This is a genomic window from Mesorhizobium sp. 131-2-1, from assembly GCF_016756535.1.
Taxonomy (GTDB): Bacteria; Pseudomonadota; Alphaproteobacteria; order Rhizobiales; family Rhizobiaceae; genus Mesorhizobium.
In genome coordinates this window covers 2,405,121-2,417,895 of record NZ_AP023247.1, presented here as the reverse complement: position 1 = coordinate 2,417,895, position 12,775 = coordinate 2,405,121, and the positions used below count along the sequence as shown (strand labels likewise).

General features: G+C 61.7%; 13 protein-coding genes. 4 read left to right on the top strand and 9 right to left on the bottom strand.

Going from position 1 to position 12,775, the window contains the following annotated elements; all coding sequences use genetic code 11:
* Positions 1–173 precede the first annotated feature (173 nt).
* A complete protein-coding gene (locus JG743_RS11805) occupies positions 174–1,640 on the bottom strand; it encodes an MFS transporter (protein ID WP_244673118.1) in 1,467 nt (488 codons plus the stop codon).
* 91 nt (positions 1,641–1,731) lie between these two features.
* Between JG743_RS11805 and JG743_RS11800 the strand changes: the two genes are divergently transcribed.
* Complete coding sequence (locus JG743_RS11800; RefSeq protein ID WP_202300359.1) at positions 1,732–2,250, top strand: MarR family winged helix-turn-helix transcriptional regulator; 519 nt, start codon at positions 1,732–1,734, stop codon at positions 2,248–2,250.
* Positions 2,251–2,271: 21 nt separating this feature from the next.
* Here the strand turns inward: JG743_RS11800 and JG743_RS11795 are convergent, their stop codons facing one another.
* From JG743_RS11795 to JG743_RS11775, 5 genes are all read right to left on the bottom strand, one after another.
* Positions 2,272–2,658, bottom strand: a complete 387-nt coding sequence (locus JG743_RS11795) for a RidA family protein (RefSeq protein WP_202300358.1) — start codon at positions 2,656–2,658, stop codon at positions 2,272–2,274.
* Positions 2,659–2,754: 96 nt separating this feature from the next.
* Complete coding sequence (locus JG743_RS11790; protein ID WP_202300357.1) at positions 2,755–4,065, bottom strand: MFS transporter; 1,311 nt, start codon at positions 4,063–4,065, stop codon at positions 2,755–2,757.
* 33 nt (positions 4,066–4,098) lie between these two features.
* Positions 4,099–4,887, bottom strand: a complete 789-nt coding sequence (locus JG743_RS11785; protein ID WP_202300356.1) for an SDR family NAD(P)-dependent oxidoreductase — start codon at positions 4,885–4,887, stop codon at positions 4,099–4,101.
* A gap of 1 nt (position 4,888) precedes the next feature.
* On the bottom strand, positions 4,889–5,932 hold the full coding sequence (locus JG743_RS11780) for a D-2-hydroxyacid dehydrogenase family protein (protein ID WP_244673117.1): 1,044 nt from the start codon (positions 5,930–5,932) through the stop codon (positions 4,889–4,891).
* The gene (locus tag JG743_RS11775; RefSeq protein WP_202300355.1) at positions 5,892–6,638 is read right to left on the bottom strand and encodes an RraA family protein; all 747 of its coding nucleotides are present in this window, start codon (positions 6,636–6,638) and stop codon (positions 5,892–5,894) included. Before JG743_RS11775 ends, JG743_RS11780 begins: the two co-directional genes overlap by 41 nt.
* A 92-nt stretch (positions 6,639–6,730) precedes the next feature.
* Between JG743_RS11775 and JG743_RS11770 the strand changes: the two genes are divergently transcribed.
* Positions 6,731–7,744, top strand: a complete 1,014-nt coding sequence (locus tag JG743_RS11770) for a LysR family transcriptional regulator (protein WP_244673116.1) — start codon at positions 6,731–6,733, stop codon at positions 7,742–7,744.
* A 16-nt stretch (positions 7,745–7,760) separates the two neighbouring features.
* Here the strand turns inward: JG743_RS11770 and JG743_RS11765 are convergent, their stop codons facing one another.
* A complete protein-coding gene (locus JG743_RS11765; RefSeq protein WP_244673115.1) occupies positions 7,761–8,774 on the bottom strand; it encodes an MBL fold metallo-hydrolase in 1,014 nt (337 codons plus the stop codon).
* Between the two features lie 520 nt (positions 8,775–9,294).
* Here JG743_RS11765 and JG743_RS11760 point away from each other — a divergent pair.
* Positions 9,295–10,230 carry an ABC transporter substrate-binding protein gene (locus JG743_RS11760; protein ID WP_244673114.1) on the top strand — a complete coding sequence of 312 codons (936 nt, stop codon included), beginning with the start codon at positions 9,295–9,297 and terminating at the stop codon, positions 10,228–10,230.
* Between the two features lie 146 nt (positions 10,231–10,376).
* Positions 10,377–11,012 (top strand): TetR/AcrR family transcriptional regulator, encoded by a 636-nt coding sequence (locus JG743_RS11755; protein ID WP_202300353.1) that lies wholly within the window; start codon positions 10,377–10,379, stop codon positions 11,010–11,012.
* Positions 11,013–11,019: 7 nt separating this feature from the next.
* Here the strand turns inward: JG743_RS11755 and JG743_RS11750 are convergent, their stop codons facing one another.
* Both JG743_RS11750 and JG743_RS11745 read right to left on the bottom strand, forming a co-directional pair.
* Entirely contained in the window at positions 11,020–11,691 is a 672-nt protein-coding gene (locus tag JG743_RS11750; protein ID WP_202300352.1) for a 4-carboxy-4-hydroxy-2-oxoadipate aldolase/oxaloacetate decarboxylase, read from the bottom strand.
* Between the two features lie 41 nt (positions 11,692–11,732).
* On the bottom strand, positions 11,733–12,755 hold the full coding sequence (locus JG743_RS11745) for an amidohydrolase family protein (RefSeq protein ID WP_202300351.1): 1,023 nt from the start codon (positions 12,753–12,755) through the stop codon (positions 11,733–11,735).
* Between the last annotated feature and the right edge of the window lie 20 nt (positions 12,756–12,775).

The following is a 12,775-nucleotide window of genomic DNA, read 5'->3' as shown; positions in this document are numbered from 1 at the left end:
CGGGCACGGAACCAGTCCGCCATCACGCCGACCACCTCGCCCTCGTGTTTGTGGTGATGGCGGTGGCGCAGAGCGCGCCAAACGATCCGCCGCACCGAAGAGCACGCCCATCAGCAGAACAGCAATTGCGCTTACTCTTGGCGATGAACCGCTGAGCTCGGCGCGTCGGGACGTCATATTTCCACCACGGGATGAGCGATGGGCTGGTGCTTGGTGAAGCGCGGCAACAAACCCGTCAACAACACCAGCACCAGGATGATCGCGAGCTGGATGGCAATGACGGTGCCGAAGGCCTGCGCGATGCTCGTGGGCTCCAGTGCCAGATAGAGCGTACCCAGCGTTGCGACGCCCAGCGCTAGGCCGGATTGCTGCAGCGTGATGAGGACGCCGCTGCCGACGCCGGCCAGGTGACTCGGAACATCGGCAAGCACGGCGCGGAACAGGCCGGAAAACAGCATCGATTGTCCGGCGCCGATCAGCACCAGCGGCAGCGCCAGTTCGGCCAGGCTGACCTTCGGCCAGCCGGAAACGATGATGCCGATCAAAAGCGCCAATCCAAGCGCCTGTACGATGCCGCCCGCCGCCAGGGCGCCGCGACCGAAGCGGCTGATCATGCGCGGGCTGACCATGGAGCCGATGAAGAACATGGCCGCCATCGGCAGGATGGCGAGGCCGCTTTGGAGGGGACTAGCGCCAAGTCCGTTCTGCACGGTGAGCGCGAAGACGAACATGAAGGCGCCGAAACCAAGGCTGAATGGCGTGATCATGGCCAGCCCCCGCGACATCGAGGGCAGCTTCAGCAGCGAGGGCGGCAGCAACGGCACCTCGCCGCGCGCCTCGGCAGCCCTTTCGACGATCACGGTCACAATAGCCAGCACTACTGCGGCCGCGAGCATCGCCCAGGTCCATGCCGGCCAGCCGAGCGAATGGCCTTCGGTCAGCGGCACAAGAAGGGCCGTCAGCGTGGCCGCGAAAAGCACGGTGCCGGGCAGGTCGATGCCGGCTGGGTGCGGCGAGCGGCTGGCCGGTACGACGAGCCGCGAGGCGAAGAACACGGCGATGCCGAGCGGGATGTTGATGAGGAAGATCGGCCGCCACGATGTGCCGAACAGATTGGCGCTGACCAGCAGTCCGCCGGCGAGCTGGCCAACAACCGCGGCGATGCCCGAGGTCGCGCCGTAGAGTGCGATGGCCCGGGTCTTGCGTTCGGCGGGCAGCGTCGCCTGAAACGTCGCAAGTACCTGCGGCACCAGCATCGCCGCCGTCGCGCCCTGGACCAGCCGGGCCGCGATCAGCACGTTGATGGTCGGCGCTAAGCCGCAAGCCAGCGACGCCAGGATGAATCCGGAAAGCCCGACCACAAACAGCGTGTGGCGGCCGAAGCGATCGCCAAGCCGGCCGCCGAGCACGAGCATGGCGGCATAGGCCACGCCATAGACGGAAACCACTAGCTCAAGTGCGGCCGGTGTCGGCTTGAGCGAGGTAGAGATCGTCGGCAGCGCCACGTTGACGATGAAGAAATCGGCGATCGGCAGGAAGGCACCGGCGAGCAACACATAAACGCCAACCGCGTGCAGTTCTCCGGCAAGGGCCATGGCGCTGGGGGAATGCCGGCTGGCGGCGCCTGTTGAATGGGTCATGCGAGCCTCCAGGTATTTATCGATATATAGTTATGTGTACATAATCATTATGAACATATACATATCTTGAGGAGCGCTGTAAACTCCCCCGATGGAAACCGATCGCGAATCGTCCGCACGCAAGGCACCGCCGCCGGTTCGGTGGGCGGATCTGGCCGACCTGATCCTCATCATCGCTCGCGAGATACAGTTCCGCGGCTACAGGGATGAGAAAGCGCTGTCGCTTTCGCAATCCGAAGGCATGGTGATGCGCCATCTGGTGGCGCACGCCTCGGCCACGCCGAGCCAGATCGCTGCCGCGATCGGGCTGCAGCGCACCAACGTCTCCACGGTGCTGCGCGACCTGGAAGGCAAGGGACTGATCGAGCGGCATGTCGATCCGGAAGACCGCCGCGGCGTCAGCGTCCACCGCACGCGGCGCGGGGCCGACAACTACGCCCTGGTGCGCAAGGAGTGGGGCGCGGCCGTCTCTGCCGCCGCCGGCGGCGACACCAGCAGGCTCGACGATGCGCTGGCACTGCTCAGGTCCATCGAAGCCGGCCTCACCGCGACGCGGCCGAAAGGCAACGATGGTCCGGCGCCAGGCTCCGCCCGCCAGCACCACATTTAGCCCCAGGGCTCTGTGCCGTGATCAAGGCACTTCCTCGAGAACTGCGATGAATTCGCATTGCACCAGAGACGGGCTGTCCGGCGGCAATGGCCGAACGTGGCGAGCCGGGCGCGACTCCGGATCGGGAAACATTCGAATCCATTCCGCGTTCACGGCATCCCTGTTGCGGCTATCGCGGAGATAGATTTCCACCTTGATGATGTCCTCGGCGCTGCCGCCCGCGGCTTCAATGATGGCGAGCATATTGGCAAACACATTTGCGGATTGATCAGCCATCTCATGGGGCAACTCATGAGTGGTCGGGCTCACGCCGTGAACCGCTCCCGAGAACACCATGTTGCCGATCCGGCAGGCATTGGGAACTGGGTGCCTGTGGCTCAATCCTTTCACCGAAATGCTCTTGCGCATGGTTGTGTTGATCCTCCGCGAGGTCTGATCCGTGCGATAATTCGTGAACTGTCGGTGCCGAGCGGTTGGAGTCAGCTCGCGCTGCTCCTGGGCCTGCTATCGTCTCGCGCGCAACACCGAGACTTGGGCGGGTTGCGAAGAAACGCCAGCGTCAGGACGCGGCGCAAGGGGGCCAGACGTCAGTTGAATTCCGCGTGTCTCGGGCAGCATCAGGGTCGCAGCAAAGGCGAAGCTGTAGCCCAGCAGTGCAACCAGGCCGATCGCCTCCGCCAGGCCGATATATTGCGCCAGGATCCCGATGCTGGATACTGCTGCTGCGCCTGCCGCCTTGCCGAAATTATAGGCGAAGCTCTGGCCGCTCGCGCGGATGGCAGAGGGGAACAGCTCGGTGAAGAACGGCCCCAGCGCCGCGTAGTTGCCGATCGTGAAGAAGCCGAACGGCGCACCCAGGACGATCAGTAGCCAGCCGGAGAGCGGCAAGAACATGTAGGCGACGGTAACCATCCAGGAGCACACCAGAAAGAGCTGGAATGTCCGCCGCCGCCCGAGATAGTCGGCCAGGTATGCGCTTGCCAGAAATCCGAAGAACGAGCCGCCAGTCACCACGAACACGTAGTAGCCCGAAGTGCTTGGCGACAGTTCGCGCACGGTCTTGAGAAACGTCGGCAGCCAGTTGACGATGGCGCCACCGACACCAATCACACCGAATGCAAGCAAGGAGGACAGTACGGTAATTCGCAGCGTTTCCGGCTGGAATATCGCCCCCAATCCCGGACGGGTTCCGCTCCTCTCGACAAGCTCGCGCGTTTTGACGAAAACCTCAGGCTCCTCGATCCTGCGGCGCAGATAAAGCACCAGCAGGCCGGGAAGAACGCCGATCATCAAAAGCACCCGCCAGCCATACTCCTGGGGCAGGTGCGCCAGAACCCCGCCTGCCAGAATGGCGGCCGCGCTCCATCCGACGCCGAATCCGCTCTGGACGGTGCCCACGGCCTTGCCACGATGTTCGGCGCGAATGATCTCGCCCATGAGCACCGCGCCCGCTGCCCACTCGCCGCCAAAGCCCAGCCCTTGCAGGATGCGCAGGACCATCAGTTGCTGGAAGTCCTGCGCAAAACCGGCAAGGAAGGTGAAGGCGCAGAACCACAGGATCGTGAACTGCATGATGCGGGCACGGCCGAAACGGTCAGCGAGATATCCGCACGCCCATCCTCCGATCGCCGCGGAGAGCAGCGTTGCCGTGGCCAGATAGCCGGCCTGCGCCGTCGTCATTCCCCAGGCCGCGATGAGAATGGGCAGCACGAAGCTGAAAAGCTGCGCGTCCATCGCATCCACTGCCCAGCCAGCGAAGCAGCCCCAGAAGGTGTTCCGCTCCCGCTCCGTCAACTGCTTGTACCAAGTGAACATTCTTTCCTCCCATAGTTGCTTGCTGTGGGCCGGCTAGACGACCAGTGGAGTGAGACCTCCGTCCATTGTCAGCGAAGCCCCTGTCACGTAGGAGGACCTTGCGCTGGCGAGGAAAAGCGCGGCGTCGGCCACCTCTTCCGGATTTGCATAGCGCCGCAGAGGAATGCGTTGCTCGTTTTGCCGCAGCAGTTCCTCCGGCGTCTTGCCGGTCATCCTGGATTCGACTTCCAGCGACATCTGCAGACGCTCGGTCATGGTGGCGGCGGGATTGATGACGTTGACCCTTACGCCCGCGGACCCCCAGGCAGCTGCCAGTCCCGCCGAGGCAAGCATCAGCGCCGCGTTTGCGGCGCCTCCCGGCAGATGCATGGGTGACGCGATTTTGCCGCCGGTGCCGACGATGTTGACGATCGTGCCGGCGCCCCGAGCCACCATCAGGGGCAGGACGTGGTCCATGACATTCATGTAGGTGAAGAATTTGGCGTCCATCGCAATGCGCCATTTGGCTGGCGTCAGTTCGTAAGGAGGGACCCTCCGGGCCCCGCCGGCCGAATTGACCAGGGACGCGATCGGACCCACCTGCCCCTCAACCGCGGCGATCATTTCCTTTGCGGCAAGCTCGTCCGACAGGTCAGCGGCGAAGGTCGTTACGGACAGGCCCTCGGCAGCCAGGGTCGCCTTCGCGCTATCCAGGTTCTCGTGACTGCGCGATACAATCGCCACGCGGGCTCCTTCCCTGCCAAAGGCTCGCGCGCAAGCGAGCCCTATTCCCTTGCTGCCCCCGGTGATCAGGACAACTTTGCCGTCGAGTTCGAGGTTCATCTCAGTGATCCTGTTTTGCGCCATTGGCGTTGTGGACGTTGATCGGGCTTCCCGCCGCGAACGCCACGATCTGGTCGAATGCATTGCCGTAGGCGAACTCGTAATTGTCACGTTCGACGTAACCGAGATGCGGCGTGCACAGTGCATTGGGGAGCCTGAGCAAGGCGTCGTTCGGATTGGTGAGCGGCTCGCGTTCGAACACATCGACGGCAGCCTTTCCGGGGCGACCATTCTCTAGTGCCGCCACCAGGGCCCCGGGCTGAATCAACTCGGCACGGCTGGTGTTCACAAGCAGAGCGGTTGGCTTCATCAGCGCCAGGTCGTCGGGCGTAACCAAACCGGTGGTCTCGGCATTCAGTCGCAGATGCAGACTGAGGACATCCGACAGCCTGAACAGTGAGTCCTTATCCGCGGCGGTGTCGAACCCCTCGGACCTGGCGCGAGCCAGCGAGCCCTCGCGGCCCCACACCAGCACATCCATGCCGAAGGCCATGCCGATGCGTGCGACCATCGAGCCCAGGCGGCCGAAACCATAGATGCCCAGGACACGGCCTCTCAAGCCCAACCCGATGGTCGTCTGCCAATCGCCTTGCCGCAGCGATGCGCTCTCGAACGGAATGTTGCGCATCGCCGCAAGGATCAACCCCCAGGTAAATTCCACCGTCGAATAGGACGGACGCGATGTCAGAGCGGACGAAACGACGACGCCATGGCGGTCGCAAGCCGCCAGATCGATGTGGGGGATGTGGCCGTTCTGGCTGATGAGCTTCAAGTTGGGCAGGCGACTGAGCAGATTTTCATCGATCCTGGTGCGCTCGCGCATCAGCACCAGCACATCAGCATCGAACAGACGATTGGCCAGGACGTCGATGTCCTCGACGATATCGGTCCAGATGGTAACGTCGTGGCCTTCCAGCTTGGAAAAGCAGTCCAGCGTACGGACGACGTCCTGGTAGTCGTTGATGATGGCGACGCGGAGCTTCTTCACCGGATGACCTATCGCTTTACGCATTGCCCGGTAGGTCCGCGACGGATGTACCGGCATCGATCGCTTCGCACTTCGCCTCTTCAAAGGCTGACGTCTTCAGTGCTCTTGCGAGAACTTCGGCGGCCCGGGCAATCGGGATGAAGCAGACGCCGGTTTCGTCCGCGACAACAATATCGCCGGGTGCAACCCGGACGCCGGCGATCTGGATATCGCCGTTGATCTCCACGGTTTCGATCCGCCACTTGCCGGTGACAGGCGTGATCTCGGTGGCCCAGAGCGGATAGCCGACCCTTCGCGAATGTCCGAGGTCGCGAATGCCTCCGGAGACGATCGCTCCTGCCTCCCCCTGTCGTTTTCCTGTCTGGGCCGAAATTCCGCCCATGTTCGAAACGCCGGCGACGCCATCGATGACCACCACATCGCCCGGCAATGCCAAATTGTGGGCTTCGAACTCCGCCATTCGGTTGACGTGGTCGCGCGCCGTTTCATAGACATGCTCACGTTGCAGGATGTTGCGCACCGTAAGTGCTGGACCGACAATCGACGTTGAAGGCAGGGTCGGCTTCAGCGTTGATGCGCCGATCGCGCCGGTGATGCCGAGCTCATCCATAATATCCGAAATAACGCTTGTCGCGTCGCCGATCCGCTTGAAGCCGTCGATCAGACCCTTGGGCGGACGCGGTGTTCGCATCAATCGAATGCGGTCAGGGCTGATCTTGCCGGTCAGTTTCGGCAGCACGTCCGCAAAAGCGACGTCATTCATGGCGTATCCTCATTCATGCACGGAGCTTTTATCACCGGTTGCGAGGTGCGCGCATTCACTCGCATGTGTTCGATGGCTCGTTCGAAACAGGATTGCGTGCCGCGCTCAGCGCGTCCAATTTAGAATTAGACACAAGCGTCATTTCCTGGGTGAATAACGTGCGCCTCGATCTGAACCTGATCGCAGTCCTCGAGGCCATCATGCTGGAAAGGAACGTGACGCGTGCGGCCTCGAGCCTGTCGATGAGTCAGCCAGCCGTCAGCAATGCGTTGCGTCGCGCCCGCAAGCTGACGAAAGACCAGCTCTTTCTCAAGACAGCGACGGGTGTCCAGCCGACGTCACGCATGGTCACGATGTGGCCCGAGCTTCATCGCTCGCTGACCGCAATCCGCGCCTCTTTCACCCCCGAGGACTTCGATCCCGTATCGGATGCGACCAGTTTTCGAATTGCCGTCACCGACAGTCTTGCCATGGAAGGTGTCAGCGCAATCACGTTGAAGTTACAGGCTGCATCCCCACGGGCCCGGGTTGCTTTTGCGGTTCATACCCATGGGAGCTCGCTGGAGGGGATCGACCGCGGCACACTCGACTGCGCGGTAGGCATGTTTGCCTCGCTGCCAAGGGACGTCCATGTGCAAAGCCTGCGAACGGATCGCTATGTCTGTGTCATGCGCAGCGGGCACGAACTGACGCAGTCCCTGACCCTCGATCAGTTCACCGCCGCGGCGCACGTGCTGGCAACCCCATCCGGTCTGGAACTGGGATTGGTGGATGGCTGGCTTAGCCTGACGGGACGGACGAGGACGATCGTTGCCGTCGTCAATCATTTTGGCGATGCGCTGAGGATTGTCGCACAGAGCGACCTTCTTACCTGCGTTCCGCTTGGCTACTTCAACGGACCGTGGCGCGCCATCGCAGATGAGCGCAGGCTGGTGGTGCGCGACTTGCCATTCGAGACAGAGAAATTGCTCTACAAGCTGATCTGGCACGAGCGCTTGCATACGCACCCTGCCCACCAATGGTTTCGTTCGTTGGTCGGAGATGTCTGCGGATCGCCCTTCGATGGCTCGCCGATCGAAGACGCGGCCCCGGCTGCGCAAGCATAGTATGGCTTATGGACTCCTATCCCTGACTGTAATCCAGGGGCACATAGGTGTAGGCGTTCCCTGCGTCGCGGCGCACGCGGCCCAACCCAGGAAACGATATGTGCGCACCGCCCACAATGTAGCCATTCTCTGCCGCATCAGCGAATGCGAGCTCATGCACGTGTTCGGCCTCGGATGCGTCCCCATCGTACCGGATTGTGACGGAAGGGTCCTTGAATTGCACGGCAGCGACATGCACGACGTCGCCCCACAGCACTATCTTCTGGCCCCTGCTCTCGACCACATACATGGTGTGTCCGGGCGTGTGCCCATAAGCGGTTTGCGCCCGCACGCCAGGCACGAGGTCGGTGTTGCCGTCGAAGACGGCGAGCTTGCCAGCGCGCATGTATGGCGTGATCGACGCTATCGCGGCCTCAAAGAACCGCTTCGCTTCAGCCGGAGCAGCGAGCATGTTTGCCTCGCTTAGCCAGTAATCGGTGTCCCGCTTGTCGACACGGACAGTTGCATTGGGAAAAACTCTCTGGCCCTCGGCCATGAGACCGCCAACGTGATCCGCGTGCAGATGTGTGAGGTAAAGCTCATCGATCTGCTCAGGCTGATACCCTGACGCGCGCAGATTGCTGAGCAGATGGCCTGTGGTTGGCCCCAACAGGGAGCCTGCACCGGCGTCGATCAAGACCAGCCTGGCTCCAGTATTCACGAGGAAGGAATTGTGCGAGGTCTCGATGAGGTCGCCGAGGTAGCTGCGTTTCAGAGCTGCTTCGATCCGGGCCGGGTCGCCCTGCAGCAGCTTCGCAGCTGGCAGCATATTGCTGCCATCGGATAGCGCCGTTATCTCAAAATCGCCGACCGCCAGGCGATAAAACCCGGGCGCCTGGCTTTTCGCCATGGGCGCATCCGCCAACAGAGGCGTCGCAAAACAGGTGGCCAAGCAAAAACAGCCGGCGGCCAAAAAGGCGCGACGGGTAGGATTGATGGCGTCGCTGCTGGTCGGCCGGGGCTGGATAGAGCCTTCGGTGTCGTCGAACAAACGATCAAGTATTATCCGGGGAGCGACCATTTTCGGACCTCTGTTTGCGTTCTCTCGAGGCACCGCGGATGGACGCAAGTCCCTCCGTTTCGCTCCTCGTTCGCGAAGGATTTTGCACGCCTCGGGCACTGCTCTTGCGTGGCGTACCGTTCCTGAGACGACCACACCCGTCCAATTCAGAATCTAGGGCAGCTTCATAACCCGGTTGAATAACGGCTGCTTGCCGGCCAATTCAGGTCGATACTGTTGTACGGCTGATGGTCGCGCACGTCAGGCTTCTGGATGCGGGACGATCATCTTCGAAGGCCGAGCATCAGCGTAAGCTGGGTCGGGGTTGCCGAGGCTGTCCGCGCGCTTCTGCCGAAGGACATCAGCGAAGAATGTCTCGCAGATTGTGAAGGTCGCCGGCCCTGGACGAGCGCGTCCGCCAACATGTCAATTGACATACCTTATAGAATTCAAATACGTTTGGTATTTCAAGGGAAACTCGGCTGCTGAATTCCGGCTGGAGGAAAACAAAGTGGCGCGTAATACGACCGTTAGCACTTCCACGCCGATCGGCCTTCGCCTTGCTGGCGGGGCACAGGGATTTAACTGGCTTCCGGTCTTCGTGGCAGAGGAGCTAGGGCTATTCGCCAAGCACGGCATTGCGATCGAATACAAGCGATTCGGCAGCGTCGACAAGGCAACGAGCGCGGTCCTCGAGGGCGAGGCTGACCTTGCGATCACGCCGCCGGAAGGGGCAGTCGCGGACTTCGTAAAGGGTGGAGAACTTCGAATTGTGGCGGCCAATGCGGTGCGGCTGCCTATGTCGATCGTGGCGCGGCCTGAGATCGGATCCCTGGCCGACCTGAAAGGAAAGAATATAGGCACGTCCTCGCTGACCGAAGGTACGGCGATCTATACGCAAATTGTGCTGGCCTCCCAAGGACTACGCTACCCGGGCGACTATCAGTTCGTGCTTGCGGGTATCCATACTAAACGCTGGGAGGCGCTGCAGCTCGGGGAAATCGACTGTGCTCCCCAGCCTGCACCCTGGAACTTCCTGGCCGAGGACCAAGGGTACAAATTGATCGGCGAGGTGAACGAGTTCATACCCGAGATCGTTTTCACCGCGATCATCGGCCGATCATCGTGGCTGCAAGCAAATCGAGAACTGGTGATCCGCTTCATCAAGGCCCTGATTGAGGCTCATGCGATAACCAATGACCCTACGAGGCAGGACATCACGCTGCCAATCTTCCAACGCATCACCACGCCAGAAAGCCCAACACTGGCCAATCGCGGTCTGGAATACATGCGCGACATGGGCATGTGGCCGGACAAGCTCGCCGTGCCTGAAAATGCGCTGCATACGACGGTCGACCTAATGATCAGTGCGAAATTGCTCGATGAGGCCCGCCGCGGCGAAGCGCTCAAAGTCTTTGACGCTTCCTACCTCAGTGCCACCGCGTGACTGCCTGCTGAACCGAGTTGCCCTTTGCGCCAAAGAAATCCAGCACCTGCTTGCCCACCTTCCGCTTGCCCCCAGCGATCGAGCCCTCTAACTTGAATACTCAGATACGCTGGGTATCCTGATACGTTCATTGGATGGATTTCGAAATGGCGCGACTGACCCGTGAACAAAGCCAAGCCTTGACGCGCGAAAAGCTGCTGGCGTCGGCTAGCGAGATGGTAGCCCGAGACGGCTACTCCGGCGCATCGATCGAGCGGATTGCAGAGGAGGCCGGCTTCTCGAAGGGCGCCTTCTACTCCAACTTCACGAACAAGGAAGATATCTTCCTTCAGCTCCTAGAGCGCAACGCCGGCGGGGATGTGGTCGAACTGACCGAAAGGCTTCGAAGCATCGACGAGCCGACGGACGTCATCGAATCCCTTTGCGAGTGGGCCAATCAACGTGCCAAGGACAAGCGCTGGGGAACCTTGGCCATTGACCTGCTGCGCATCGCGCGTCGCGACAACACCCTGGAGGACCGGCACCTGCGTCTGTTCAGTGATCAGTGGGAGGGGCTAGGCCGACTCCTGTCGGACAAGCTATTTCCGCATGATGTCGCCGAGCCCCGCCCCCTCTATGTCGGCGGCATCGTTCTCGAACTTATCTACGGCGGCATGTCGAGTTTCATGGACGACAAGGCGCCCGGCGAAATGGTTCGGGTTGCGCTGACGTCGATGCACGAGGCCCATCTCTACAGATACAAGGTCGAGAAAGCCGCACGGCGGCGGACCGCAGCCTCCTGATCGTCATCTATTCGTAGACAAGCCCCTTCAACCGAAGGCGTTCGCGCATCGTGTTGACATCGAGGCTGAGCTTGCCGGCGGCATAGAGACGGCGTTTGTCCTCCTCGGCCGCCTCCCGCTCTCGCGCCGTTCTAGCAACCGACTCGGCGTTCGCGCGGGATACCACGCAGACGCCATCGTCATCGGCGACGATCACGTCGCCCGGGCAGATGCAGACGCCGGCGCAGATGATGGGAACCTGGCAATCGCAAAGCGTTTCCTTCACCGTTCCCTGGGCGAAGATAGCCTTCGACCAAACCGGAAACTTCATTGCCCGCAACGTAGCCACGTCGCGCACCCCGGCATCGATCACGAGACCCCGGATGCCGAGTGCCATCGCCGATTCAGCCAGAAGGTCGCCGAAAAAACCGTCCTCGCACGGCGAGGTGGGTGTCACGACGAGTATGTCGCCCGGTCGTGCCTGCTCCAACGCCACATGGATGGTCCAGTTGTCGCCAGGCGCGACCTCGCAGGTAAGCGCGTTGCCACCGATCTTGGCGCCGTTATAGATGGGGCGCAGCCGGGAGGCCAGCAGCCCCTTGCGTCCCTGGGCCTCATGCACAGTGGCCACGCCCAGTGCACCCAGTGCATCGCACAGTTCGATCGGCGTGCGTTCGGCGGTTGTCACGACTTTTGCCATGATATCTCCAGGGATTGGCTGCTTCGATCGACATATCCTGCCTATCGGCTCTGTCGCTTGAGCCTCGCGTCGAGCCTCGGGTAGACTTTGCGCGCATTGCCTTCGAACACCGCCGCGCGGCCGGCCTCGTCGAGGCCCAAGGCATCGACATAGCGGCGCGTGTCGTCGAAGTTGAAGCCGGTCAGCGGGTCCACGGCCTTGACCGCGCCAAGAAGTTCCGAGCCGAAGAGGATGTTGTCCGGACCGATCACGCGAAACAGCGTGTCGATTCCCGCTTGGTGGTAGACGCAGGTGTCGAAATAGACGTTGCGCATCAGGTGAGTGGCGAGATCCGGCTTGTCCATCATGATGGCCAGCCCGCGATAGCGGCCCCAATGATAGGGAACCGCGCCGCCGCCATGGGGAATGATCAGCTTGAGATCAGGGAAGTTGCGAAACAGGTCGCCCTGGATCAACTGCATGAACACGGTGGTGTCGGCATTGATGTAGTGCGCGCCGGTGGTGTGCAGGCAGGCCGAGCACGCTCCCGAGACGTGGATCATGGCCGGCACTTCGAGTTCGACCATCCGCTCGAAGAGAGGATACCAGTAGCGGTCGTAGATTGGCGGTGCCGACCAGAAGCCGCCGGACGGATCCGGGTTGAGGTTGCAGCCGACGAAGCCGAGCTCGACCACACAGCGATCGAGTTCGGCGAGCACCGGAGCAAGATCACCGCCCATTGACTGCGGCAGTTGGCAGACACCGGCAAAGTTCCGAGGGAACATGTCCACGATGCGCGCAATGAGATCATTGGAGACACGGGACCATTCGGCATTCAATGCCGCGCTGCCGATATGATGGCCCATGCCGGATGCCCGCGGCGACAGGAATGTCAGGTCAGAGCCGCGCTCCCGCTGAAGGCGAAGCTGGTTGTCTTCGATCGTCGCCCGAAGCACCTCATCGCTTATGTCGGGATAGGTCGGACCTGCGTCCCGCGTGCCCTCGGCAAACTCCATCTGTGCCTTGCGATAGGCATGATGCGCTGGGGGCTCAGTCGTGTAGTGGCCGTGGCAGTCGATTATCATGGCATTCTCCAACCCGCTGG

Coding starts and splice junctions, on each gene's coding strand:
- JG743_RS11805 (WP_244673118.1), bottom strand. CDS start 1,640: ATGACCCATTCAACAGGCGCCGCCAGCCGGCATTCCCCCAGCGCCATG.
- JG743_RS11800 (WP_202300359.1), top strand. CDS start 1,732: ATGGAAACCGATCGCGAATCGTCCGCACGCAAGGCACCGCCGCCGGTT.
- JG743_RS11795 (WP_202300358.1), bottom strand. CDS start 2,658: ATGCGCAAGAGCATTTCGGTGAAAGGATTGAGCCACAGGCACCCAGTT.
- JG743_RS11790 (WP_202300357.1), bottom strand. CDS start 4,065: ATGTTCACTTGGTACAAGCAGTTGACGGAGCGGGAGCGGAACACCTTC.
- JG743_RS11785 (WP_202300356.1), bottom strand. CDS start 4,887: ATGAACCTCGAACTCGACGGCAAAGTTGTCCTGATCACCGGGGGCAGC.
- JG743_RS11780 (WP_244673117.1), bottom strand. CDS start 5,932: ATGCCGGTACATCCGTCGCGGACCTACCGGGCAATGCGTAAAGCGATA.
- JG743_RS11775 (WP_202300355.1), bottom strand. CDS start 6,638: ATGAATGACGTCGCTTTTGCGGACGTGCTGCCGAAACTGACCGGCAAG.
- JG743_RS11755 (WP_202300353.1), top strand. CDS start 10,377: ATGGCGCGACTGACCCGTGAACAAAGCCAAGCCTTGACGCGCGAAAAG.
- JG743_RS11750 (WP_202300352.1), bottom strand. CDS start 11,691: ATGGCAAAAGTCGTGACAACCGCCGAACGCACGCCGATCGAACTGTGC.
- JG743_RS11745 (WP_202300351.1), bottom strand. CDS start 12,755: ATGATAATCGACTGCCACGGCCACTACACGACTGAGCCCCCAGCGCAT.